Below are 24821 nucleotides of genomic sequence, written 5' to 3'. Positions count from 1 at the left end.
GTGCCCGTCACGCCTGTGCGAGGACTCGGCGCGAATCCGGGCGACAAAGCCGCGCTGATCGGTGCGCGCAGCAAACGAGAAAGAGCGTTGCCGCGGGGTGCCGATCAAGCGGCTCAGTTCGAGCCGCCTAAACGGCTCAGCTCCAGCCGCCGCCATAGGTGCGATAGAAGATGTGCAGGCCGATCCTGGTCATGCGCTGCATGGCGCGCGCCCAGCCCGGATGGACGTAATTGGCGTAGTAATGCGTCGAGGATCCGACCTCGGGGATGAAGATCTTGCCGGCGGTCACCGCCATGGCGACATCCTGGGCGGTCTTGTACGCGACGGGGTCGTTGATGCGCTTCTTCCTGCCGTCACAGGCGAAGGAGAACTGGCAGCGGTTGAACCAGTTGTCGTTCTGGTAGACGACACCGCAGATCGTCTTCGGATAGGCAGGGTTGCGGACGCGGTTTAGGATCACCTGCGCCACCGCGGCCTGGCCGCGCACCGGTTCGCTGCGCGCCTCAAAATAGATGCCCTTGGCGAGGCATTCCTGTTCCGGCTTGGAGAAGACGGCCGCCGGCAGCGGATTCTGCATCCAGGCGTGATCCCCCTTGCCCATCGGCGGGATGAAGCGGCCGTCATTCGGATCGTCCTGCAGCAGAGCCTCAAAGGGCGAGGCCTTGGCATAGTCCGGCGCCGACTGGGCATAGGCGGTGGCGAGGATGTCCGGCTTGTCGTTGTTGACGAGAGCGACGAGAGCCGCCGGCAAATCCGGATCGGGCTTCTTGTCCTCGCGGATGTGGAAGGCCTGGGCGATCTGGATTTCCTTGCCCTTGATGCCGGGCTTGGCGAAAGTCAGCTTCAGGCCGCTGTCCATCGCCGGACGGAGCAGCGAGGAGGTGCGCTCGAAGATGGAGCCGGCGCTGAAATTCTTCGGCGGCGCAACGGGCGACACCTGGACGAGGCGGCCCTTCTTGTCGGCGCGCACGACGCGGTCCTCATCGGGCGTAGCGCCGGCGACATTGCCCTTGCCGCGGAGCGCCACCGTGCCAACGCCAGGCAGGTCCACGCCGGAGCCGGAGATCGAGCCCGTGGCGGCCGAATCGACGAACGGCATCTCGGCGGCGTGCACCGAGCCGGCGACGGATTTTTCGACATAGGCATTCCAGCGATGGCTGGGCGACTCCAGCCCGGACACGAGGCTTGCCATATCCTGGTAAGCGACGACGGACGGAAAGCCGACCCAGAAGCCGAGCCCCAGAACCAAAGGAGGAAGGAAGGAACGTTTATTCGCAACGGCGGCGGCGACGAGCCGCGTAAGAACGCGTCGATGCACGGAACTCTCCAGAAACGCTACTGACCCCGGAGAGCCAAAATGAAGCATTAACCTTGATGGGGGGTTAACGGCACCGATCGTGTTTTTTTCATGTTGCAGATAAGCCGGCCTCCGCCAGCTGTGGAAAGCCGGCGAAAACGTCAGGCCGTGCGCAGAAAAATCGGCCATGCGATCGCCGCGCAGATCGCGGCCGCCAGCCACACGCCCGGCCATGCGAAGAGAAGCAGAAGCCAGGGAATGGCGATCGGCACCAGGCAGAACCCGACAAAGACCAGAGTGTTGGCGAGGCTGAGCGCGGTGCCGACATGGCCGGCACCGGCAAGCGTCGCAAGCTCGGTATAGGCAACGCCATGCCAGGCCGATACGCAGATGCCGGCTACGATCACCATAAGGGGCAGGAGCAACAGCACCGACGGCTGCCTGGCTGCAGCGATGGCCAGAACCCATAGCACCAGGAAGGCCAGCGCGCTCAGCGCGCTGCAGAATCTCAGGAACGGCCTTCGGTTGCGGTGGCGGTCGGTGTAGCGGCCGCTCCAGACACGCATCACCATGGCGCCCGTCTGCACGGCGGCGAGGGTGGCGCTGGTCACCCATGTGCCCGTGCCGGCAAAGTCGTGCAGGAAGACGGAGGCAAAGGTGAGCACCGCCACCTGCGGGAAGCAGAGCAGGCCGATGGCTGCCGAGATGCGCCAGACCTCGATGTTGCGCAGCGGCGCCGGGCCGGTCGTGACGGCGGCGGCATGCGCGTCGCCTTGCGTCGGCGGCTCGTGCAACCAGCGCCGGGCAAAGCAAGCCGAGAGCGCGGAGAGAGCCGCCAGCAGGCCGAAGACGGCGGCGAAGCCGAAGCCCAAGGCTAGCCACGGCAGGACGAGCGCGCCGAGCCCGCCGCCAAGCGGCACCGCCGTCTGCCTGATGCTCATGGCGAAGCCGCGCTCGTCTTCGCCGAACCAGCCCATGATGGCGCGGCCGCTGGAGCCGTTGACGCTGCCGCCGAGCAGGCCTGCAACGAGCAGGCTGGCCGAAAGCAGCACGACACCGGGAGCGGCTGTTTTCGTCGGCACGACGAGGATTGCCATGGCAAAAAGCCACATGGCGGTCGCGCCGAGCCCGGTCAGCAGCACGCGGCGGTCGCCCCAGCGGTCGGTAAGCACGCCCCAGGGCAGTTCGCTGAGCGCCACGCCGAGGCCGAGCAGACCGAGCGCAGCGCCGAGCGAGGCATTGTCGAGATGGTAACCCTGGCGCATCACCACAGCCGTCGCCGGGATGCCGGAGAAGGTAGCGGAGAAGCCGGCATTGGCGGCGACGCCGATGCCGAGCACTTTCCATCGATGGGTGGGCCCGAAGGCGCGGCCAGCCGAAGCGGCGGCGCCTGCCGCGGACCGCCGGCAATCGTTGCGAGTTACGATGGCGGACATGATCTCGTATTCCCTCTGCGCCGGTCGATCGGTCTTGACCGGTCGGATGTAGCGCCATAGCTTCATCCAGAAAATCAGCAAGTTTTTGATCGATAATCCTGAAAATAAGGACGATCTCATGCGACGCGTCACATTCGACCTCGACGTGCTCAGGACCTTCGTCACCGGCATGGAGCTTGGCAGTTTCGCCAAGGCGGCCGAGCGGCTCGGCCGCTCGACCTCTGCCGTCAGCGCGCAGCTGAAGAAGCTGGAAGAACAGGCGGCGACCCCGGTCTTCCGCAAGGCGGGGCGCGGCCTGGCGCTTACCGAAGCCGGCGAGACGATGCTCAGCTATGCGCGGCGTCTCATCGAGCTCAATGACGAGGCGGCCTCAGCTATCCGCGACGTCGAGCTGGAAGGCCGGGTGCGGCTCGGCCTGCAGGAGGACTTCGGCGAGGCCGTGCTGCCGGAGGTGCTCGGCCGGTTTGCCCGTGCGCATCCCAAGGTCCGGATCGAAGCGCGGATCGGACGCAGCCATGAGCTCGCCGAGCGCGTCGTCTCAGGCAGCCTCGACATCGCGCTGGCCTGGCACGACGGCACGATCCTGCCCTACAGCCGGCATGTCGCCGAGGTGCAGGCGCGCTGGATCGGCCCGGCGAAACCGATGCAAGCCGGCCACAATGGTGAAGCGCTGCCGCTGGTGTTGTTCGAGGCGCCATGCCTGCTGCGCACCGTGGCGACCGAGACGCTCGACCGCGCCGGCCTCGCCTGGCGCATGGCGTTCTCGAGTCCCAGCCTCGGCGGCATCTGGGCGGCGGTCGCCGCGGGTCTCGGGCTGACGATCCGCACCGATATCGGCCTGCCAGCCACTGTCAGGGCGATCGCGCCGGGCGTGCTCGGGCTGCCGCTCCTGCCGATGATGGCGCTGCATCTGCACCAGAAGGATGCCGAGCTCGATCCGGTGGCGGCACGGCTGGCAGAGATATTGCTGGAGGCGGCGCTGGATACGCTGCCCGAGGGAGCGCGTTTCGGCGAGGGCTTGCGAGCGGTCGCGTAGGATTCCACGCTATTCTTCATCCTCGAGCGGAGCAAGGAGCGAAGCGACACGGCACAGACCCGTGAATGACGACGGGAGGGGCGCTGCCGACCCTTTCCCACAAAGGGCTCAGCGCTTCTTCGCCCGACCTGCGAAAGGATTCTCCGAGGTGCGCAGCGCCATGCGGATCGGCACGCCGGGCATGTCGAAAGCCTCGCGCAGGCTGTTCGAGAGGTAGCGGACATAGGATTGCGGCATCGCGTCCGGGCGCGAGCAGGAGACGACGAAACCCGGCGGCCGGGTTTTTGCCTGCGTGACATATTTGATCTTCAGCCGGCGGCCGGCGACGGCGGGCGGCGGATGATGCGCCAGAATGCCTTCCAGCCAGCGGTTGAGCTTGCCGGTCGAGACGCGGCTGTTCCAGACCTTGTGCGTCTTGATGACGGCGTCCATCAGCCGATCGAGGCCGCGCCCGGTCTCGGCAGAGACCGTCACCGCCTGAATGCCGCGCACTTGGGGAAGCAACCGCTCGGTCTTTTCGCGCAGCTCGGCCAGAAGCTCCTGCGGGTTGTCGATCAGGTCCCATTTGTTGAAGGCGATCACCGGCGCGCGGCCCTCGCGAATGATCAGGTCGGCGATTTGCAGGTCCTGCTTCTCGAAGGGGATGGTGGCGTCGAGCACGATGATGACGATCTCGGCGAAGCGGATAGCGCGCAGGCCATCCTGCACCGAAAGCTTCTCGAGCTTTTCCTGGACTTTGGACTTGCGCCGCATGCCGGCGGTGTCGAACAGCTTTATCCGGCGGCCGCGCCAGTCCCAGTCGACCGAGATGGAATCGCGGGTGATGCCGGCCTCGGGTCCGGTCAGCAGCCGCTCCTCGCCGATCAGCGCATTGATCAGCGTCGACTTGCCGGCATTGGGGCGGCCGACCACGGCTATGCGCAGCGGCTTGGTCTCGTCATAGGCCGGCTCGGCGTCGGGGTCGGCGATATCCTCGCCGATAAGCACCTCGCTCACGGCGATCTCATCGCCCGGCTGTTGCGCGTCCTCGCCGAAGGCGCGTTCCTCGCCGAGTGCCGCGATCACCGCATCGCGCAGATCGGGCATGCCTTGGCCATGCTCGGCCGAGACGGGGATCGGCTCGCCGAGGCCGAGTTCCCAGGCTTCCAGCATGCCGCCTTGCGCGCCTCGCGCTTCCGCCTTGTTGGCCACCAGCACCACCGGCTTGCCGGATTTGCGGACCACGTCGGCGAAGGTCCGGTCGTCGGGCATCAGGCCCGACTTGGCATCGACAGTGAAGAAGATCAGGTCGGCCTCGCGAATGGCGATCTCGGTCTGCTGGCGCATGCGGCCGGGCAGCGTCGAGGCCGCCGCATCCTCGAAGCCGGCGGTGTCGATGACGTCGAAGTGAAGATCGTAAAGCTTGGCGGCATGGACGCGACGATCGCGCGTCACGCCCGGCGTGTCGTCGACAAGCGCCAGCTTCTTTCCCACCAGCCGATTGAAAAGAGTCGATTTGCCGACATTAGGCCGGCCGATGATGGCGACTTTGAACGTCATCCGGGGTCACGAAGCGTTGCCCGACCCGCGGATCAGCTCGGACATCAACTGCGCCCGCTGGCGCGCATTGCGCGGGGCGCCGTCATCCGAAGCGATCTGGTCGAACAGTTTCAGCGCATCCGCCGACTTGCCTTCCTTCCAGGCGGCAAGGCCGAGCGCCTCACGCGCCGAGCTGCGCAGCGGATTGGTGTCGGCGGTGAGCGCCTCGACACGGCTGGAGACATCGGCAAACGAGCCGTGATCCACCAGCAGCAGCGCCGCTCTCAGCCTCGCCATGTCGCGGATGCCTGCGGGAATGGCGCTGTCGGCCGCGACCGCATCGAAATCCTTGACGGCGGCGTCGACGTCTCCCTTGTCGGCCTTGACGGTCGCCGCCCGCATGCGGGCGAGCAGCGGATAGGCGCCATAGCCATCCTTTTCAAGCTGATCGAGAGCGGCGATCGCCTCGTCGTTCTTGCCGTCATTTGCGAGCTTGAGCGCCTGCGAGAAGGCATCGCCCGACCGGTTGGCGCGGGTCTCGTCCCAGTAGCGGTAGCCGACGAAGGCGGCAGTCGCCACCACGATCAGGATCGCGGCACCGAGCAGGGCAGGACCAAAGCGGTCCCACAGCGCCTGCGCCTGCTCGCGACGAATCTCTTCGTTGACTTCGCGGATAAAACTGTCGTCCGACATCAATCAAAAACCATTGCGGCCCCGGAACGGAGCGCTTCTTGAGCCCCGCGTTTTAGCGAAATTTCGTCGGCATGGAAGGGGGATCGCCGGAAAATCGGCGGAGGCTCCCAGTGCCCCACAGGCCTTGCCGGAACGCATCGATGCTACATTTGGGCGATAGACGGCTTTCCTACAGCCCCAAAGGTTGCCCAAAAGGTTGCCAGTGCCACGTTCGTTCCGCGTCCTTGCGTTCAGCCTCGCCTGGCTTGGCTCCGTTGGCACGGCGCTTGCCGATCCGCCGAAACCGATGGCGGCGAAACCAAAGCAGATCGTGCTTATCTCCTTCGACAGCGCACGCGAGATCTCGCAATGGGAGCGCAGCCGCGCGCTGGCAAAGCGCACCGGCGCGCATTTCACGTATTTTCTGTCCTGCGTCTTCCTGCTCTCGCCGAAAACGCGCGCCGAGTACGTCGCGCCCGGCAAGGGTGCCGGCAAATCGAATATCGGCTTCGCCGCCTCGGAGCAGGATGTCGCGGACCGGCTGCAACAGATCCGGCTCGCGGCCGCCGAAGGTCACGACATCGGCAGTCATGCCTGCGGACATTTCGACGGCAGGGGCTGGAGCAAGGCCAACTGGCTGGCCGAGTTCTCGGCGTTCGGCCGCGTCCTCGAAAACGCCTATGCGATCAACGGCATTTCGCCCGAGCCCTCTGGCTGGCGTGAATTCGCCCGCCATGCCGTGATCGGTTTTCGCGCGCCGTACCTCTCGACCGGCAAGGCGCTTTACGAAGCGCTGCCCGAGGCCGGCTTCCAATATGACGCAAGCGGTGTCTCGAACGGCCCTGCCCTGCCGCGCGCAAAGAACGGCACCACCCGCTTTGCATTGCCGCAGATTCCGGAAGGGCCGAAGTCGAAGCGGGTGGTCGCCATGGACTACAACCTCTATGTTCGCCATTCGGGCGGCTTGGAGAAGCCGTCGATGGCGGGCGTGTTCGCCGACCGCGCCTATCGGGCGTTTCGCGCAGCCTTCGATGCGCAATACAACGGCAAACGACTTCCGCTGGGGCTCGGCTTCCACTTCACGCAGATGAATGCCGGCGCCTACTGGAACGCGCTGGAGCGCGTTGCCGGTGAAGTCTGCGTCATGGAGCAGGTCGAATGCATCAGCTTCCGCGACTATATCGAGCGGCAGCGCTCCGGCGATGCACGGGTTGCCGTGGGCGGCTGAGCCGCCCACTTCCAATCTCTTGCCTGGGCGCAATTCCGGACGGAAAGGCGCTCCGCAATTGTTCCGAGTTCACGCCGGATCCTCCGCGCTCTGCCGCGCGAGATAACGCTGGTCGATGTCTGGCAGCGGCTCGCCTTCCAGCGTTGCCTCGAAGGCGCGCAGGCGCTTGTGCACTGACTGCAGCTCGACGATGGTCGACCAGGAATTCAACAGGAACTGCAGCGAATTCGTCACCTTGCCGAAGGCGTTCGAAATCTGGTTCAGCGCACCGAAGGTGATCTTGTGCGCAACCAGCGAGGGCCCGAGGATCAGCAGCGAGAAGATGTTGTCGGCCTGCAGGTAGGTGTACCGGACGACGTTGAAATAGATGTAGTGGAAATAGAGCCTGAAGTAGTTGCGGCGCACATTGTCGAACAGTTCCGTCGTCGTCGCCGGCTGCGCCCGGTCGGGATGGTCTTCGCCGTAGACGAGTTCCTTGCGATAGGCGGCCTCGACGCGCTGGTTGCGGAACTGGAGGCCCGGCAGCTTGATGCCGGCGAGCATCACCGAGGCCGTGCCGAATATGCACCACCCCAGCGCGGCAACGACCAGGGGCTGCGGCACCGCGCCCAGGATCGGCAACTCGGTGATGTGCGCTTGCAGCTGGATCATCACCGGCAGGAAGGCGATGAGGGTCATGATCGACTGGACGAAGCTCGAGCCCAGGTCCTCCATGATCTGCGAGAAGCGCATCGTATCTTCCTGGATGCGCTGCGAAGCGCCCTCGATGTGGCGCAGCCGGCCCCAGTTCGCCATGAAGTAGTCGTTCATCGCTGTGCGCCAGCGGAAGATCCAGTGGCTGACGATAAAGGCGTTGACCACCTGCACGTTCATGCCGACCAGCGCCAGCCAGGAGAAGTCGGCCAACCCCCTGTAGAACTCGATGTCAGTCGATGGCGTCGTTCCGGACATCAGCCCCTGGACATAATCGAAGAAAGGTCCGTACCAGTTGTTGACGGCGACGCTGACCTGCACGTTGAAATAGATGAAGAAGAGAATGACGGCGGTCATCAGGATCGACCAGTTCTGCCACGGATGCGGAGCATACCAGCTCCAGAACGCGTAGAAGATCGCCACACAGGCCACGAAGTACATGTAGAACCACAAGAACGGCTTCGACCATAGAACCGCGATGCCGATGATGGGCGGCGCACCCGCAGCCGCCGGCGGCATGCCGAGGATGGCGCCCAGCTGTTCGCCGCCGAAGAACCAGAACAGGATCGCCGCAAGGCTCCAGAGGGCGGCCGAGGTGAAGAAAAGCTTCGGCTGCGGGAAGAAGGATACGAACACTGTGGCGGGTTTCCTCGGTCTGACCGCAAATCAGCGGCGTTGCTGTTCGGCGGGCATAAGGTCACACATTACTGGGAAAGAAAATGCCCGGCCCGGCGCCCGGCACCGAACAAGACCACAAATCATGGCGATTTTGGTGCAGCCGACCAGGCAACGACGCCGGAGACCAGCAGAGCGGCAGCCGCCATGATCGAGGCGAGCACATAATTGCCCGAAGCCTGGGCGAGCAAGCCGGCGGCAATCGGACCGATGATCTGGCCGAGGCCGAAGGCGGCGGTCATCACCGCGAAGATGCGGCGCGGCGCCTGCGGCGCAAGCTGCCTTGCTGCCTGCAGGCCGAACGCGGTGATGGCAATGAACGTGCCGCCGAGCAATATGGCAGCCAGAAGCGGCCCGCTGAAACCTTTGACGACGACGCTGGCGATGACGCCGATCACTTCGACCAGGCAGCTCACGGCATAGGCCGTATAAAGCCCGATCCTGCCGGCGAGCTTTTGCCAGAACCAGGTCGAGGGGAAGCCGGCAAGACCGGCGATCATCCAGACCGAGGCCTCGAAGACGCGTCCGCCGCCGTCCTGGCGAACGATGGCGACCAGAAAAGTGGCCGTCACCACATAGCCCAAGCCGAACAGCCCATAGGCAAGGATTATCTTCGTCAGCGATCTATCCTTCGGCAACGCCGGTTCAGGCCCGTCGATGCCATTGGCGGGCGTGGCGGAGCCCGCGAGGATCGCGACGAGGAGCAGGCCGACAGCGGAAATTGCTCCCGACCATAGCCAGCCCGCGGGCCAGCCGGCATGGGCCGTGACGAGGATGGCCAGCAGCGCCGAGGACGCCGCAATGCCCAGGCCGACACCGCCGAAATGCAGCGCTTGCAGATCGCCGCGGCCTGCCTTTGCAAGATGGCTGAAGACGATCGACGACATGAAAACCATGACGAAGGCGCTGGCCAGGCCGGCGAGAAAACGAATGGCGAGGAAAGCGGCCATCGTCTCGTTCAGTCCCATCGAAGCCGCGAGCACGGCGCTCGCGGCAAGGCTTGCGAACATCAGCAGACGCTCGCGGCCATGCGCCCAGCCGCCGGCCGCGGCGAGCGCGCCAATGAGATAGCCGAGATAGTTGGCGGAAGCGATCCAGCCGGCGTCTGCCGGCGTCAGGTGCAACTCTTCCATCATGCCGGGCAGGATCGGCGTGTAGACGAAGCGGCCGATGCCCATGGCGACGGCGAGAGCCGTCATGCCGGCGAGGGCAAGGCGCAAGGGAGATGGCGAAGCGGCTTTCATTGCAGCGCAGCATAAATGTGTGCACGTGCGAAACAATGCGATTGCGTTGGGCCAGGCCGGCTTGGTCCGCCTTCAGCGGCAAGCCGTCTCGTACACCGTGCGGCCGGCCGTGAGCCGGAACGGCATATCGCCGAGCTCGCGCTCCGACATGGCGTCCAGCACCGGATGCGACAGAGGATCGACCGTCGCCGTCGTCCTGCCAAGCCTGTCTTGGCTCAGCGCCGGAAAGCCCCTTCAGCAAAGAGAAAATCTTCATCGACCTGCCTCCAAACCCGGTTTGCCTCGCTAGAATCCGCTTTTCGTCGGCACGTTTCAATTGAGATTTGAGACCAGCAAGTTTAGAAAAACTGGATGACGATCCTGAACCGTGTCCACCTCAATGGCTTGCGTGCCGTCGAAACCGTTGCCCGCGTTGGATCGCTTGCCGCGGCGGCTGCCGAACTCAATGTTTCGGTCAGCGCCGTCAGCCAGCAGATCAAGCGCACGGAAAAACAGCTGGGGCAGGCGCTGTTCGAGCGGACGTCCGGCGGACTCGTGACGACGGAATTTGGCGTCGTTTTCACGGCCCGGCTGAGCGCCGGCTTCCGCGAGCTTGCGCAAGCGGTGGCGTTGGCCGACGAGGCAAGGGAATGCACCCTGGTGGTGTCGGTGGCGCCCGCCTTCGCCTCGAAATGGCTGTTGCCCAGGCTGTCGCGGCATTTTGCCCGCCATCCCAACGTGCTCTTGCGCATAGACGCTTCAGGCAGGCTCGCCGATCTCGACCATTCCGATATCGACATTGCGATTCGGATGGGCCACGGCGCTTGGCCGGGAGTAACCGCGGAACTGCTTTTGGCGCAGGAAGTGTTTCCGGTCTGCGTACCAGCGATCGCGGCCAAGCTGAACTCGATCGAGGACCTGGCGCGGACCTGCGCCATCACCGACGAGCGGGCAATGATCAGCTGGGATAGCTGGTTCAAGGCGGCCGGCGTCGAGCCGGTCACTTTCCAAAAAGGCGCGCGCTTCACCGATCCGATGCTCTGCCTGGAATCTGCAATCGCCGGCCATGGCGTGATGCTCGCCTGGCAATTGCTGACCGCCGATGCGCTGGCCGATGGCCGGCTGGTCGCCCCTTTCGGGGTGCGAGCTGAAAGCGGGCTCGGCTACTGGATGGTGACCTCGGCCACCAAAAGCGAAAGCCGAAAGGTGCGCGACTTCAAGGCCTGGGTCCGCGAGGAGATCGAAGCGACCAAGGCGCAGTTCCGGGCGCTCGACAGCGCCGCCTGAGCTCGTTTGAGCATGATCTTGTCCGAACGCCGCCATGCACTTTTCGCGATCATGCCTGGAGGCCCAGTCGATCGCGGTGGAAAGGCCGGGCGCAGCGGTCTATGTAAGGATCAGACCTCACAATCACGGCAGGCAGGATCATGACCACACATTCGCGCGGCGTCTCGGCAACCATCGACCCGGTGAAGCTCGACAGGCTGGCCGAAGTCGCCGTCAAGGTCGGGCTGCAGCTGCAGCCGGGACAGGACCTGGTGCTGACGTCCTCGATCGCGGCGCTGCCGCTGACCCGGCGCATCGTCGAGCATGCCTATAAGGCCGGCGCCGGGCTGGTGACGCCGATCTTCAACGACGACGAGATCACGCTGGCGCGTTTCCGCTATGGCGCCGACGCCGGCTTCGACCGCGCCGCCGGCTGGCTTTACGAAGGCATGGCGAAAGCCTTCGCCAACAATGCGGCGCGGCTTGCGGTGCGCGGCGAGGATCCGTCTCTGCTGTCGGCGCAGGACCCGGCCAAGGTGGCGCGGGCCAACAAGGCGAATTCGATGGCGTACCAGCCGGCGCTCGAAAAGATCACCGGTTTCGACATCAACTGGAACATCGTGGCATATCCGGATGTTGCCTGGGCTCGCCAAGTGTTCCCGGGCGAGCCCGACGATGTCGCGGTGGTGAGGCTCGCCGACGCGATCTTCTCGGCCTCGCGCGTCGATGTCGAGGATCCGATCGGCAACTGGAAGGCGCACAACGCGGCCTTGGCCGAGCGCACGAAATGGCTGAACGAGCACAATTTCCACGCGCTGCATTTCACCGGACCGGGCACCGACCTCACCGTCGGCCTGGCGGAAGGTCATGAATGGATGGGCGGCGCTTCGACGGCGAAGAACGGCATCACCTGCAATCCGAACATCCCGACCGAGGAAGTCTTCACCACGCCGCATGCGAGGCGCGTCGAAGGCCATGTCTCCTCGACCAAGCCGCTCTCCTACCAGGGCACGCTGATCGACGAGATCTCGGTGCGCTTCGAGGGCGGTCGGATCGTCGAGGCCAAGGCCTCGAAGGGCGAGGACGTTCTGAAGAAGGTGCTGGACACCGACGAGGGCGCGCGCCGGCTCGGCGAAGTGGCGCTGGTGCCGCATTCCTCGCCGATCTCGAAGAGCGGCCTGCTGTTCTTCAACACGCTGTTCGACGAGAACGCCGCCTGCCACATCGCGCTCGGACAGTGCTATTCGAAGTGCTTCGTCAACGGCGCCTCGCTCAGCCAGGACGAGATTGCCGAGCGCGGCGGCAACAAGAGTTTCATCCACATCGACTGGATGATCGGATCGGACAAGATCGACATCGACGGCGTCGGCAAGGACGGCAGCCGCGTGCCGGTGATGCGCAAGGGCGAGTGGGCCTGAGAGACCCGACGCGGAGACAGCCTTGGACGTGGCGGTAAAGCGCGTCTACGAAGCGCCGGAGAGGAGCGATGGCCAGCGTGTGCTGGTAGACCGCGTCTGGCCGCGCGGCGTCTCCAAGAAGGACGCCGCGCTGGACCTTTGGCTGAAGAAGATCGCGCCGAGCACCGAACTGCGCAAATGGTTCGGGCATGATCTCGAACGATGGCCGGAGTTCCAGAAGCGGTACTGCGCCGAGCTGGACGGCAACGAGGAGGCTGTGGCGCAGCTGCGAGAACTGCTGCGCCACGGCAAGGTGACGCTGCTCTTCGGCGCGCATGACGAGGCGCATAACAATGCGGTGGCGTTGATGGGGTATTTGCGGAGGGAGTAACCTCTCTCTCGTCGTCATCCTCGGGCTTGACCCGAGGATCCATGCCGTGACTGTCACCGAAGGACGCAACGGAGCAGAACTCTTAAACCGCCACAACGCTTTAGCGTCGCGGCATGGAATCCTAGGGTCTGCGCGCGTCGCTTCGCTCGTTGCTCGCCCTAGGATGACGAGGGATAGTGTGCCGCGCCTGCCGAATCCTACTTCACCGCCTCTTCATAAACATCCGGCTTGAAACCAACCAAGATGCGGCCACCCACCTCCAGCACGGGCCGCTTGATGATAGTGGGCTTGGCGAGCATCAGCTTCTTCGCTTTCTTCTCGTCGAGCGCTTCCTTATCCTTCTCCGGCAGTTCGCGAAAAGTCGTGCTGCCCTTGTTGAGCAGTCTCTCCCAGCCGACCTTATCGACCCAGCCATTCAGCCTTTCCGCCTCGATCCCTTCGGCGCGATAGTCATGGAAGCGGTAGGGAAGGTCGCGGCTCTCCAGCCAGACGCGCGCCTTCTTGATCGTGTCGCAGGTGGTGATGCCGTACATGGTGATCGTCAATTCGGACCTCGGGCGGATGGATTGCGAATCTGGCCGAATCCTAGGCTTGCCTTGCCCGCTTTGCCAGCGTGACTACGTGAAGACGATTTGGCGCTCTCCATGGCGGCCGGAATATCATCTTGGCCGCCATGTCTGATTTTCAGATCCTGCAACGAAGATTCGGAATGCCAGACGCCGATCGGCTTCAATAGTAGAAGCGCTCTTCGCTGATCTTGCCGTTCTTGACCGTATAGAGGCCAACCTCATCCATTTTGACGCGTTCGCCGGTAGATTTGGGCGTCACGTCAAAGGTGAAGCGCAAGGCGAACTGGTCGCCATTGACGTAGGGGCCCTCGATCGAGCCGCCGTGAACCTCATGGTTCGCTTCCCACCATTCGCCCTTCTGCTTTACGGCGTCCCTGCCGCTGCAAACGGCCATGGGCCCTTCCATCGCCTCGTAGCTGACGATGTTATCGGCATTGTATTTCGCGGCAGCGCCGCGGTTGTCGCCCTGCTTGAGGAGTTCGGTGAAATGCTTGGCGACTTCGGCAGTGGTCATGATTTCCTCCCGGTTTGGACAGACCCGAGATAGGGAGCTCCCTCGTGACCTGCCATCGCCGAAGCGTCGGTAGCTGACAAATCGTGTCAGGATCGAATGCCGGTCTGCTAACAGCAGCCGCGCTGGATCGCCAGCCGGCGCACCAGCGCCAGCACGGTGTCGATGGCGGGCGTCGGCTGGCCGGTCAGGCGGCCAAGCTCCTGCACTGCCGTTACCAGCGCGTCGACCTCCATCGGGCGGCCGCGTTCGAGGTCCTGCAACATCGAGGTCTTGTGCTCGCCGACGTCGCCGGCCCCCTTGATGCGCCGGTCGACGGGGATCACGAAGCGCACGCCGAGGAGCTCCCCAATCGCCTGCGCCTCCAGCATCATGGCGCGGGCGACGGCCCGCGTGCCTTCATCGGCGACGATCGCCGCAAGCGTGCTGCCGGTCAGCGCCGAGATCGGGTTGAACGAAAGATTGCCCCAAAGCTTCACCCAGATTTCCGAACGTATGTCCTCGCGGACCGGCGCCTGCAGCCCGGCCTTGACCATCTCGCGCGCCAGCACAGTCACCCGCTCGCTTTTTTCGCCCGAAGGCTCGCCGAGCGAAAAGCGCGTGCCCTCGACATGGCGGATCCGCCCGGGCGCATCGACCTCGACGGCCGGATAGACGACGGAGCCGATGATGCGCTCAGGCCCGATGGTCTCCCAGATCCTTCCGCCGGAATCGACCGCATCAAGCCGCGTGCCTTCGAGCGCGCCGCCGGCCTTGTAGAAGTACCACCAGGGCACGCCGTTCTGCATGGTGACGACGGCTGTCCCCTCGCCCAGCAGCGGTGCAATCTCGCCCAGCGCCGGCGCCAGAGAATGCGCTTTCAGCGCCAGCACCACGTAATCCTGAATGCCGAGTTCTTCGGCCGTGGCCGCTGCTCTCACCCGGGCGATCGTCTCCTTGCCGTCCTCGATGAGGCGTAGGCCATCGGCCTGGATCGCTTCGAGATGCGCGCCGCGCGCGACGATCGACAGATCGACGCGGCCGGCAATCGCCAGCTTGGCGGCGAGATAGCCGCCGATGGCGCCGGCGCCGAAGACTGTAATGCGCATCAGCTCAAACCGAGTTTTGCCGCGAGGCCTATGCGCTGCAATTTGCCGGTGGCGCCCTTCGGGATCTCGTCCAGGATCACCACCTTGCGCGGCACCTTGAAATCGGCGAGCCGAGTCGCGGCAAAGCCGCGAATGTCGGCCTCGCTGGCGCTCTGGCCTTCCCGCAGCACGACAGCGGCAGCCACTTCCTCGCCGAGCTTGTCATGCGGCATGGCGAAGGTGACGACCTGCGCCACCGCCGGATGATCCATCAGCACGCCGTCGACCTCGAGCGGAGAGATCTTTTCGCCGCCGCGATTGATGATCTCCTTCAGCCGGCCGGTGACGCGCAGATAATTGTCCTCGTCCAGCACGCCCTGGTCGCCGGTGTGGAACCAGCCATGCGCGAAGGCGCTGGCGTTGGCGTCCGGATTCTTCTCGTAGCCGGCGGTGACGTTCGGGCCGCGAATGACGATCTCGCCGATCTCGCCGGGCTCGAGCAGCCTTCCATCCGGCGCCATGACGGCCACTTCCGGTCCGGCCGAGGCGCCGACGCTGCCCGGCTTGCGCAGTCCGGGTGGCAGCCGGTTGGACGCCATCTGGTGCGCAGCCTCGGTCATGCCGTACGCCTCGATCACCGGACAGCCGAAAGTCGCCTCCAGCTCTGCCATGACCTGCGCCGGGAGTGAGGCCGACGACGAGCGGATGAAACGCAGCTTCGCTTCGGCCAGTTGCTCGGGATTGCGCGCGGCGCGCGGCAGGATCGCCTGGTGCATCGTCGGCACCGCCGTATACCAGGTTGGCTTCGCTTCGGAGAGCCATTGGAAAAAGCGCAGCGCGTTGAAGCCCGGCGTGCAGAAGACGCTGGCGCCGGCGGCGAGCGAGGATAGCACCGCGGCGATCAGCCCGTGGATGTGAAACAGCGGCATGATGTTGAGGCAGCGGTCGGCCGAGCCCAGGCCCAGCGTGGCGCCGATATGCGCGGCCGAGGCGGCGAGGTTGGCGTGGCTGAGCGGCACCAGCTTCGGCCGCGATGTAGTGCCGGAGGTATGCAGAAGGAGAGCGGTGTCGCTGTCTTCGGCCAAGCCGGAGGCAACCGGCGGCCCGACCGGGCCGCCCTCTATGGTGAAGATGCCGGCCGGCGCGCCTTCAGGCACCGCCAGCCGCAGCACCGCAATGCCGAGGCGTTCGGCAACTTCGACCGAGGGTCCTTGCTCGTCCTTGCCGACAAGGATCGCCTTGACGCCGATGTCGCTGAGATAGAAATCGAGCTCGTCGGCCCGGTAGGCTGGATTGAGCGGCGCTGTGGACGCCGCTGCGGCGACCGCGATGAAGGCCGTTGCCATCTCCGGGCCGTTCGGGAGCACGATGGCAACGCGGTCGCCACGGCCGATGCCGAGCGTGTTGAGCCGGGTCACGGTCTCTTGGATCAGACGCCGCAGCCCGCCATGCGAGAGCACTGTCCGGTCGGGCGCGGCGATGGCTGGCGCATCTTCGGCGCCGGGCGCGAGGCGATGAGCAAGATCAAAGGGTTTTTCGCTTGTTGTCATGGTTCCAGACTATGTTTCGAACGATCGGCCGATGTCCAGCAAAGGGCTGCTCAGTATCCGAGCGCCAAGCCGTCCTTGCGCGGATCGGAGGCGCCGGTCAGCGTGCCTTTTTCCCAATCGATGAGCACCGCCTGCCCGCCGCCGAGCGGATGGTCTGGCTCGACAACACGATGGCCGCGGCGGCGCAGGCCTTCGACCGTATCGGGACGCACGCTTCGCTCGGCTTCCACGACGTCGTGATTGTAAAAGACGCGCGGCGCATCCAAGGCCTGCTGCGGATCCATGCCGAAGTCGATCATGTTGGTCAAAAGATGGACATGGCCGAAGGGCTGATAGCCGCCGCCCATGACGCCGAAGGGCATCACGGCACGGCCGTCCCTCACCATCATGCCCGGCATGATCGTGTGCATCGGCCGCTTGCCCGGCGCTATTGCGTTCGGATGCTTCGGATCGAGCCGGAACGAAGTGCCGCGGTTCTGCAGCACGACGCCGGTCTTCGGACCGACGACGCCGCTGCCAAAGGAATAATAGGTCGAGTTGATGAAGCTCACCGCGTTCCGGTCGCGGTCGACGACGGTGATGTAGACCGTGTCGCTGCCCGGCAAATCGACGCGCGGCAAATGCGTCATGGCGCGTTCCCGGTCGATCTCGGCGCGCAGCCGGTCGGCATAGGCGATGGAGAGGAGTTCCTTCACCGGCACCCGAACGTGATCCTGATCCGCGAGCAGGTTGTCGCGGTCGCGATAGGCCAGCCGGCCGGCCTCGATCTCCAGATGCAGGCGCTCTGCGCCATTCGGTTCAAGCGCGCCGAGATCGAAGCCTGAGAGCACGTTCAGCATCAATAGCGCGGTCAGGCCCTGATTGTTCGGCGGCATCTGGTGGATGTCATGACCGCGATAGGAGGTGCTGACCGGCGTCTTGTAGTCGCCCTTCGTCGCGGCGAAATCGTCCAGCGTATGAAGGCCGCCGAGTTGGCGAAGCCGACCGACGATGTCTTCCGCAACAGCGCCTTCGTAGAAACCGGCGCGGCCGCGCTTAGCGATGATGCGCAGCGTTTCCGCCAGTTCCGGCTGGCGATGCACATCACCGGGCTTTGGCGGCTTGCCGCCCGGGAGGAAAATGCGCGCCGCCACTTCGTCGGCCGACAGGTCGGTTTCCGGATCCTCCCAGTCGAAGGCGACGCGGTCGTGTACGACGTAGCCTTGTTCGGCGTAATGGATGGCGGGAGCGAGCGCTTCGGCTATGCCCTTTCGGCCATGGTCTTCCAACAGCCGACACCAGGCGTCGACGGCGCCGGGAATGGTGACCGCGTGCGCGCCCTGCTTCGGCAGCTCGCTGAAACCTCTCTCCAGATACCAGTCGACCGTAGCGGCCTGGGGCGCGCGGCCGGAGCCGTTGAAGGCGATCACATTGCCTTCTCCCTTCGGGCAGTAGAGCACGAAGCAGTCGCCGCCGATGCCGGTGGATTGCGGCTCGACAACCGCCTGCACGGCCGCGGCGCAGACAGCCGCATCCATGGCGTTGCCGCCGGACCGCAACATGTCGATGGCGGCAAGTGTGGCGAGCGGATGCGAGGTCGCGGCCATGGCTTCGGTGGCGCGGACCGGCGAGCGGCCTGGAAACTGGAAATCACGCATTCTGTTCGAGGTATCCCTGTATTCTCAACGTCCGCGGCCGAAAAGCTGGGCGGCGGACAACAAGACGATCGATAGCACGATCAGGCAAGTCGAAATGGCGGCAATCGTCGGATCGATCTGGTCGCGCAATGCATTGAACATGCGGCGCGTCAGCGTCGTGGTCTCACCGCCCGAGATGAAGAGCGACACCACCACCTCGTCGAAGGAGGTGATGAAGGCAAAGAGCGCGCCCGAGACGATCGAGAAGCGCAACTGCGGCATGGTCACCTGGAAAAAGGCCGCGAAGCGGCCGGCGCCAAGGCTGCGCGCCACCATCTCCTGGTTCATGTCGTAAGAGCGCAGCCCCGACAGGACGGTGAGCACGACCAGCGGCAACGCCTGGACGGTGTGGGCGATGACGAGGCCGGTCAGCGTGTTGTTGAGGCCAATGCGGGCATAGAGAAAGAAAGTGCCGATGCCGATCAGGATGACCGGAATGATCAGCGACGCCGTGAGCAGCGCATTGATGGCGCCGGTCAGCCTGAGCGTGCCGGCGTTGATGGCATAGGCAGCTGCGGTGCCGAGCGGCGTCGCCACGATCGCGGTCATCACCGCCACCTTCACCGAGACGATGGTGGCGTCGCGCCATTCGACGGAACCGAAATAGCTCTCATACCAGCGCAGCGACCATTGCTCGGGCGGGAACTGCAGCAGCGTCGAGCCGGAGAAGGACATGATGACAATAATCACCGAGGGCGCGATCAAAAACAGCATGACGAGGCCGCCCAGCAGATAGAGCCAGAGGCGTTGCCAATGCGTTATAGGCAGGCTGCTTTCGGCGCTCATCGCTGGCTCCAAACGCCGGTGGCGCGCGCGCCGAGCAGCCACTGGAAGAAGCCGAGCAGCGCCAGCGTGACGGCAAGCAGCACGACGCCGAGCGCAGCACCCGCGCCCCAGTTCGAGTAGAGGCTGGTCGCCTGCTCCATGCGCATCGCCCACATGATGACCTTGCCGCCGCCCATCAGCGCCGGCGTGACGAAAAAGCCGAGGCAAAGCACGAAGACGATGACCACGCCGGAGGCGAGGCCCGGCAGCGACAGCGGGAAAAAGATCTGCCGGAAGGTGGCGGCGGGGCTGGCGCCGAGATTCATGCCGGCGCGCAGGCAGTCGACATCGATGGTCTTCATCGAAGCATAGAGCGGTAGCACCAGGAAGGGCAGCATGATGTGGGTCATGCCGATGACGACGCCGGCGAAATTGTTGGCGAGCGGCAGCGGCTGGGCGATCACGCCGAGATCGATCAGCCAATTGTTGATCAGCCCCTTGCGCTGCAGGATGACCAGCCAGGCATAGGTGCGCACCAGCACCGAGGTCCAGAACGGCAGGATGACGAAGATCAGGCAGATCGAGGCGGCGCGGCGCGGCAGTTGCGACAGCATATAGGCCAGCGGGTAGCCGAACAGCACGCAGGCGCCAGTGACAACAAAGGCAACCTTGAAGGTGGTCGCGAAGGTCTTGATGTAGGACGCCTGCTCGAAGAAGCGCGCGTAATTGGCGAGGCTGAGCTGGCCGCTCTCGTCGAACAACGACAACCAGAACAGCCAGCCGATCGGTACGATGATGACGGCGAATACCAGGAACAGCCCGGGCGACAGCAGCGCCAGAAGCCCCAGCGCCTGGCGCCTGGCATCCGAGCGCAATGCCCAGGCGTTGAGTTCCCCGTCCTGCCCGACGGCGTGACCAAGACTGGCGGACCCGACGCTCATTGATCCGACACCAGCACGACGTCCTGGGCATCGATGCCGAGCGCGATCGGCTCGCCCGGCGCCGGCAGCTTCGCCAGCACGTCGCTGCGACAATAGTCGCGCAGCGTCACCTGGCGGCCGTCGCGAAGCGTCGCATAGCAGATGAAGCTGTCGCCCTGATAGATGACATCGCCGACCGTTGCCGGCAGCGCGTTGACGGGACGTGCCTGATCCGCGTCGGCGAGCAGCCGCAATTTCTCCGGCCGCACCACCATCAAGTGCCGACCGGCGGACGGCGCCGGGTCATTCATGCGCAGCTTCCGATCCTCATACCAGACGCTGCCGTTGCGGCATTCGACCGGGATGAAATTGGATTCGCCGATGAAGCCGGCGACGAACTTCGTCTTAGGCCGGGCGTAGAGCACCTCGGGCTGGTCGATCTGCTCGATGCGTCCGGCATTCATGACCGCGATGCGATCGGACATGGTGATCGCCTCGCGCTGGTCATGCGTGACGTAGACCGTCGTCATGCCGAGCCGCCGATGCAGGTTGCGCAATTCGATCTGCATGTGCTCGCGTAAGCCTTTGTCGAGCGCCGACAGCGGCTCGTCCATCAGCACGATGCGCGGCTCGAAGACGATGGCGCGGGCCAAAGCCACGCGCTGGCGCTGGCCGCCCGAAAGCTGGTCGACGCGGCGCTCGCCGAGACCTTTCAGCTGCACCAGGTCCAGCGCCCGCTCGACACGCTCGGCCGTTTCCGCCGCCGATACGCGCCGCTGCTTCAGCGGAAAGGCGATGTTGTGGAAGACGTTCATATGCGGGAACAGCGCATAGTTCTGGAACACCATGCCGATGTTGCGCTTGTGTGGCGGCATGGTGATGATCTCCTCGCCGCCGACCGTGATCGAGCCGGCATTGGCCCGCACAAAGCCGGCCAGGATCATCAGCAGCGTGGTCTTTCCCGACCCCGACGGACCGAGCAGCGTCAGGAATTCACCGGCCGCGACATCGAGGCTGAGATCGCTCAGGATGGAGAGCGCGCCGAAGCGCTTCTCGATACCGTGGATGCCGATGGGAAGCGCTGTCGGCGCAAGAGACAAGAGCATCTCCTTCAACTCCGGATCATTGATAGCGCGGCGGAGCAGCGCCTCGTCGCGCCGCTCCGCCGCGCAGTCGTTATTGCTGGATCAGGTTGTTGAACTTCTCCGTCGCCTCGACGAGGTTGTCGCGCCAGAACTCGGGATCCTGAAGCACCTGCTTCTTGACGTTGTCGGGCGCGGAGTTGATGTCCTTGATGCGCTCCTGCGGGATCTTGCCGGTCTCGAAGGCCTTCTCGTTGGCCGGGCCGTTGTCGACATAGAGCGGCAGATTGGCCTGGAGGTCGGGGCTGACGAACTTGGCCAGCGCTTTCATCGCGAGGTCCTTGTTCTTCGAGCCCTTCGGGATGACCATGCAGTCGGCGGTAAGCACACCCTGGTCGAAGGAGAAGCTGACAGGTGCGCCTTCCTTCCTCAGGGTGCCGGCGCGGCCGTTCCAGATGCTCGCCATATCGACCTCACCGTCCTTGACGAGTTGCATGGCCTGCGCGCCCGAGGTCCACCAAGCGTCGATGTGACCCTTGACCTTATCGACGGATTGCAGCGCGCCGTCGATGTCGACCGGATAGACCTTGTCGATCGGAGTGCCTTTGGCGAGCGCCGCGACGCTCAGTGTCTCCGTCGCCTGGCTGCCGGAGAGCGCCCGCCGGCCCGGGAATTTTTCCACGTCCCAGAAATCGGCCCAGGTCTTCGGTCCCTTGTCGCCGAAAACATCGGTTCGGTAGATCAGCACGACGGACGTGTAAGAGATGCCAACCCAGTCGTCATGGACGAGCTTCGGGTTGATGCCGCTCTTGTCGATGACGTTGTAGTCGAGCTTTTCGAACAGGCCCTCCTTGGAACCGCGCGCGCATTCGTCGGCGCCAAGCTCGGTGATGTCCCATTTCACCGCATTGCCGGTGACCTGCAGGCGCACGTCGTCGAGGCCGTTGGTGGTGTCCTGCTTGATGGTGATGCCGAGCTCCTTGGCCGTCGGATCGAAGAAGGCCTTGGTCTGTGCCTCCTGATAGGTGCCGCCCCATGAGGCGACGGTGATGGTGTCGGCGGCCGAGGCCGGAACGGCGGCCGAGGCCAGCAGGCCGGCTACGGCCAGACCGTGAATGCAAAGTCTCTTCGTCATTTTCGCTTCTCCAACCGGTGTTCCCATTATCGTTGATTTGGTATGCGAATTTGTATACAATTTTGAGTGTAATTCTCCGGAAGCCGATGTCAACATGTGCCGAGCGTATTTTGGGCGGCGATGAGTTGAGGCTTCGGGTCGGGAGCGTTTGACACGGCCCTGTTTCAAGCAGGAGCCAAAAGGCACTAGACTGCGAATCCGTGACTGACCGTTGGAGGCGGGACGCTTGAGCAAGGAGAGAAAGAACACGCTGCGCGATTCGGTGTTCGAGAAGCTGAAGGCGTTGATCATCACCGGCCAGATCCCGCCAGGCGGCCGCGTGACCGAGAACGAGATCGCCGAGCGCCTGAAGGTGAGCCGCACGCCGGTGCGCGAAGCCTTCAACCGTCTCGAGCGCGACGGCCTGGTGATCGGACGTCCGCGCCAGGGCTATATCGTTGCCGAGTTCAACCTGACCATGTTCCGCGAGGCCTTCGACATTCGCGAGCTGCTCGACGGGCGCGCGACCGAGCTGGCGGCGGCGAACGCGACCGCCGCCGACAAGGCGCGGCTGCGCGACATGCTCGCCGAATGCGAACGGCTGGCGGCAATCCCCGACCGCAGCACACGAGAGAAATTTGAGGAGCTGCAGGTCGGCATCGATCTGCACCGGGTGATCGCCGAGATCAGCGGCAACGAGATGCTGCACGGCATGCTTTGCGGCATCCTCGACAAATGCCAGCAATATGTGTGGACCGAGCTTCTGTGGCTGGACGAGTGGAAGCTCACCCGCGAGGAGCATACGGGCATCGTCGACGCGATCTGCGCCGGTGATGTCGCTTTGGCCGGCGAGCGCGCTCGCGCGCATGTGCGCGGCTCGCGCGAGAACATCCTGCGCCTGCTGCAGGCCAAGTCCGATTATCAGGGCTTTTTCGCCAAGGCTTCGTGAGGCCGGCGATCAGTTCGAGAGCACAGGGCAGTTGGCGCCACGCCGCAGGCTGACGTGCGCTACGTCGCCGATGCTGAATCGAAAACCGTCGGCGCGGCGTGGAGCATCGATGACAATTGCAGTCCCCTGCCCCAGTTCGGCGTGAAGGCGCAACGTGCGACCGTGGAAGACGATGCCACTCACCCGCGCCGGCGCGGTGCCTTCGGCGGCCTCGGTGGCCGCCACAAGATCCTCCGGACGAACGCCGATGGTGCGTGCGTCGCCAACAGCCGGTATCTCGCCGGTCTCCGGTATGGCCACCAGCGGCAGCTCGCCGGCGGTAAAGCGCAGCCGCTCGCCGTCGCGCCCGACAAAGCGTGACTGCAGAAGATTCATGGTGCCGATGAAGGAGGCGACGAACCGCGTCGCCGGACGGTCGTAAAGCGTCGCGGGCGGCGCGATCTGCTCGATGCGGCCTTTGTTCATGACGACGATGCGGTCGGAAATCGACAGCGCCTCGGTCTGGTCGTGCGTGACCATGACGAAGGTGGTGCCGAGCCGGGACTGCAGTCGCTTGAGCTCGACCTGCATCTGCTCACGCAGATGCGCGTCGAGCGCCGACAGCGGCTCGTCGAGCAAGAGCACACGCGGCTCGCAGACGATGGCGCGGGCAAGCGCGACGCGCTGGCGCTGACCGCCCGACAGTTCGGAGATGCGGGCGCGCAGCTTGTCGGCTAGGCCGACCATGTCAAGCGCCTGACCGACGCGCTTGGCCTGCTCGGTGCCGGACAGTTTGCGCAGCGAGAGGCCGAAGCCGACATTCGCCGCGACGTCCATATGCGGGAACAGCGCATAGTCCTGAAAGACGGTGTTGACCGGACGGTCGAAGGGCCTCAGACCGGTGATGTCACCGCCTTCGAGCAGCACGTTGCCGCTGGTCGGGCTCTCGAAGCCGGCGATGACGCGCAGGCTCGTCGTCTTGCCGCAGCCTGAGGGGCCGAGCAGGGTCAGGAACTCGCCCGCCGCAATGTCGAGATCGACCGCATCGAGCCCGACCACGCCGCCCGGGAAGACCTTCGAGACGTTCTCTAGACGAACGAGCGCGTCAGGCGCCATCGCGCACCTCGGAGGGTTTTGTCGTGTTGACCCACAGGATCTGGCAGCGCTCGGCGCCCGGATTGCGGAAGGCATGCAGCAGCGTGCTCTTGAAGCCAAAGCTGTCGCCGGCCTTCAGCACATAGGCCGTGGCGTCAACCACCAGCTCGACCTCGCCCGTCATCACGAAGCCGAATTCGTGGCCGGCATGGGCATAAGCTTCGGCGGTGCCGCCGCCGGCCTCGACCGTCACCAGCATTCCGGTGAGTGTGGCGGCGGGCGGCGAGAGCAGCGCCTTGGCGATGCCCTCGGACTTGACCGGGATTGCGCGCCGCTTGTCGGCGCGCACGCAATAGAGGTCGTTGACCGCTTCATCGCCGTCGGCGATCAGGGCCGAGGGCTCGATGTCGAGGGCGGCGGCCAGCGGCCAGATCACCTTGACGCGCAGGGAGGACATGCCGCGCTCGATCTGGCTGAGCGCGCCGATCGATATGCCGGCCTTGGCGGCGAGCTCGGCCAGCGACAGCTTGCGCTCGAGCCTCAGCGCCCGCACGCGCCGGCCGACACGCACGTCGGCATCGTCCTTCGGTTTTGCTTCGTCAACAATGTCCATCAAATAGTCCTTGTTGTCTTTCCACCGGTGCGGCGCAGCGCCGCCAGGCCCCCCCTTCCCCCCTTGTGGGAGAAGGTGTCGCCGAAGGCGACGGATGAG

23 protein-coding genes and 1 pseudogene are annotated in these 24821 nt (G+C 64.7%); 6 read left to right on the top strand and 18 right to left on the bottom strand.

Annotated elements, in window-relative coordinates; genetic code table 11:
* Positions 1-136: 136 nt before the first annotated feature.
* Positions 137-1318: a cell wall hydrolase gene (locus A9K66_RS21360; RefSeq protein WP_067327803.1), complete on the bottom strand. Its 1182-nt coding sequence runs from the start codon at positions 1316-1318 to the stop codon at positions 137-139.
* A 140-nt stretch (positions 1319-1458) separates the two neighbouring features.
* Entirely contained in the window at positions 1459-2733 is a 1275-nt protein-coding gene (locus A9K66_RS21355) for an MFS transporter (RefSeq protein ID WP_067328016.1), read from the bottom strand.
* 118 nt (positions 2734-2851) lie between these two features.
* On the opposite strand from A9K66_RS21355, the gene A9K66_RS21350 reads away from it, so the two are divergent.
* Complete coding sequence (locus A9K66_RS21350; RefSeq protein ID WP_067328015.1) at positions 2852-3769, top strand: LysR substrate-binding domain-containing protein; 918 nt, start codon at positions 2852-2854, stop codon at positions 3767-3769.
* Positions 3770-3877: 108 nt separating this feature from the next.
* Here A9K66_RS21350 and der read toward each other — a convergent pair whose 3' ends face one another.
* The gene (der, locus tag A9K66_RS21345) at positions 3878-5308 is read right to left on the bottom strand and encodes a ribosome biogenesis GTPase Der (RefSeq protein WP_067327802.1); all 1431 of its coding nucleotides are present in this window, start codon (positions 5306-5308) and stop codon (positions 3878-3880) included.
* 6 nt (positions 5309-5314) lie between these two features.
* Complete coding sequence (locus A9K66_RS21340; RefSeq protein ID WP_066999055.1) at positions 5315-5980, bottom strand: tetratricopeptide repeat protein; 666 nt, start codon at positions 5978-5980, stop codon at positions 5315-5317.
* Positions 5981-6182: 202 nt separating this feature from the next.
* On the opposite strand from A9K66_RS21340, the gene A9K66_RS21335 reads away from it, so the two are divergent.
* Complete coding sequence (locus A9K66_RS21335; RefSeq protein WP_067327801.1) at positions 6183-7187, top strand: polysaccharide deacetylase; 1005 nt, start codon at positions 6183-6185, stop codon at positions 7185-7187.
* Between the two features lie 69 nt (positions 7188-7256).
* Here A9K66_RS21335 and sbmA read toward each other — a convergent pair whose 3' ends face one another.
* From sbmA to A9K66_RS31285, 3 genes and pseudogenes are all read right to left on the bottom strand, one after another.
* Positions 7257-8516, bottom strand: a complete 1260-nt coding sequence (sbmA, locus tag A9K66_RS21330; RefSeq protein ID WP_066999060.1) for a peptide antibiotic transporter SbmA — start codon at positions 8514-8516, stop codon at positions 7257-7259.
* Positions 8517-8638: 122 nt separating this feature from the next.
* Positions 8639-9799, bottom strand: a complete 1161-nt coding sequence (locus A9K66_RS21325; RefSeq protein ID WP_067327800.1) for a YbfB/YjiJ family MFS transporter — start codon at positions 9797-9799, stop codon at positions 8639-8641.
* 72 nt (positions 9800-9871) lie between these two features.
* Positions 9872-10055: pseudogene (locus tag A9K66_RS31285) on the bottom strand (hypothetical protein).
* 95 nt (positions 10056-10150) lie between these two features.
* Between A9K66_RS31285 and A9K66_RS21320 the strand changes: the two are divergent.
* The 3 genes from A9K66_RS21320 (at position 10151) to A9K66_RS21310 (ending at position 12832) form a co-directional block, all read left to right on the top strand.
* On the top strand, positions 10151-11065 hold the full coding sequence (locus tag A9K66_RS21320; protein ID WP_067327799.1) for a LysR substrate-binding domain-containing protein: 915 nt from the start codon (positions 10151-10153) through the stop codon (positions 11063-11065).
* Between the two features lie 140 nt (positions 11066-11205).
* Entirely contained in the window at positions 11206-12462 is a 1257-nt protein-coding gene (locus A9K66_RS21315) for an aminopeptidase (protein ID WP_067327798.1), read from the top strand.
* 22 nt (positions 12463-12484) lie between these two features.
* The gene (locus A9K66_RS21310) at positions 12485-12832 is read left to right on the top strand and encodes a DUF488 domain-containing protein (RefSeq protein WP_067327797.1); all 348 of its coding nucleotides are present in this window, start codon (positions 12485-12487) and stop codon (positions 12830-12832) included.
* 197 nt (positions 12833-13029) lie between these two features.
* On the opposite strand, the gene A9K66_RS21305 is transcribed toward A9K66_RS21310, so the two are convergent.
* The 9 genes from A9K66_RS21305 to A9K66_RS21265 all read right to left on the bottom strand — a co-directional run bounded on the left by A9K66_RS21305 (position 13030) and on the right by A9K66_RS21265 (position 22107).
* Positions 13030-13377, bottom strand: a complete 348-nt coding sequence (locus A9K66_RS21305) for an ArsC family reductase (RefSeq protein ID WP_082954003.1) — start codon at positions 13375-13377, stop codon at positions 13030-13032.
* 184 nt (positions 13378-13561) lie between these two features.
* A complete protein-coding gene (locus A9K66_RS21300) occupies positions 13562-13915 on the bottom strand; it encodes a nuclear transport factor 2 family protein (RefSeq protein ID WP_066988871.1) in 354 nt (117 codons plus the stop codon).
* A 107-nt stretch (positions 13916-14022) separates the two neighbouring features.
* The gene (locus A9K66_RS21295) at positions 14023-15000 is read right to left on the bottom strand and encodes a 2-dehydropantoate 2-reductase (protein WP_067327795.1); all 978 of its coding nucleotides are present in this window, start codon (positions 14998-15000) and stop codon (positions 14023-14025) included.
* Complete coding sequence (locus tag A9K66_RS21290) at positions 15000-16529, bottom strand: acyl--CoA ligase (protein WP_067327794.1); 1530 nt, start codon at positions 16527-16529, stop codon at positions 15000-15002. The genes A9K66_RS21295 and A9K66_RS21290 overlap by 1 nt, the downstream gene beginning before the upstream one ends.
* Before the next feature lie 50 nt (positions 16530-16579).
* Positions 16580-18166, bottom strand: coding sequence for a gamma-glutamyltransferase (gene ggt, locus A9K66_RS21285; protein ID WP_067327793.1), 1587 nt, complete (start codon positions 18164-18166; stop codon positions 16580-16582).
* A 24-nt stretch (positions 18167-18190) separates the two neighbouring features.
* Positions 18191-18991 (bottom strand): ABC transporter permease, encoded by an 801-nt coding sequence (locus A9K66_RS21280; protein ID WP_067327792.1) that lies wholly within the window; start codon positions 18989-18991, stop codon positions 18191-18193.
* Positions 18988-19911: an ABC transporter permease gene (locus A9K66_RS21275; protein ID WP_067327791.1), complete on the bottom strand. Its 924-nt coding sequence runs from the start codon at positions 19909-19911 to the stop codon at positions 18988-18990. Before A9K66_RS21275 ends, A9K66_RS21280 begins: the two co-directional genes overlap by 4 nt.
* Entirely contained in the window at positions 19908-20990 is a 1083-nt protein-coding gene (locus tag A9K66_RS21270) for an ABC transporter ATP-binding protein (protein ID WP_067328014.1), read from the bottom strand. The genes A9K66_RS21275 and A9K66_RS21270 overlap by 4 nt, the downstream gene beginning before the upstream one ends.
* A 76-nt stretch (positions 20991-21066) precedes the next feature.
* Positions 21067-22107: an ABC transporter substrate-binding protein gene (locus tag A9K66_RS21265; RefSeq protein WP_067327790.1), complete on the bottom strand. Its 1041-nt coding sequence runs from the start codon at positions 22105-22107 to the stop codon at positions 21067-21069.
* A 226-nt stretch (positions 22108-22333) separates the two neighbouring features.
* Between A9K66_RS21265 and A9K66_RS21260 the strand changes: the two genes are divergently transcribed.
* On the top strand, positions 22334-23035 hold the full coding sequence (locus A9K66_RS21260; protein WP_066988885.1) for a GntR family transcriptional regulator: 702 nt from the start codon (positions 22334-22336) through the stop codon (positions 23033-23035).
* Between the two features lie 9 nt (positions 23036-23044).
* Here A9K66_RS21260 and A9K66_RS21255 read toward each other — a convergent pair whose 3' ends face one another.
* Together A9K66_RS21255 and A9K66_RS21250 are read right to left on the bottom strand one after the other, a co-directional pair.
* On the bottom strand, positions 23045-24130 hold the full coding sequence (locus A9K66_RS21255; protein ID WP_067327789.1) for an ABC transporter ATP-binding protein: 1086 nt from the start codon (positions 24128-24130) through the stop codon (positions 23045-23047).
* Positions 24120-24722, bottom strand: a complete 603-nt coding sequence (locus A9K66_RS21250) for a cupin domain-containing protein (protein WP_066988889.1) — start codon at positions 24720-24722, stop codon at positions 24120-24122. The genes A9K66_RS21255 and A9K66_RS21250 overlap by 11 nt, the downstream gene beginning before the upstream one ends.
* Between the last annotated feature and the right edge of the window lie 99 nt (positions 24723-24821).

The sequence above is a fragment of the Mesorhizobium sp. AA23 genome, assembly GCF_001672435.1.
Classification (GTDB): domain Bacteria; phylum Pseudomonadota; class Alphaproteobacteria; order Rhizobiales; family Rhizobiaceae; genus Mesorhizobium.
The sequence above is the reverse complement of the archived record's forward strand: the minus strand, read 5'-3'. Positions and strand labels throughout refer to the sequence as shown.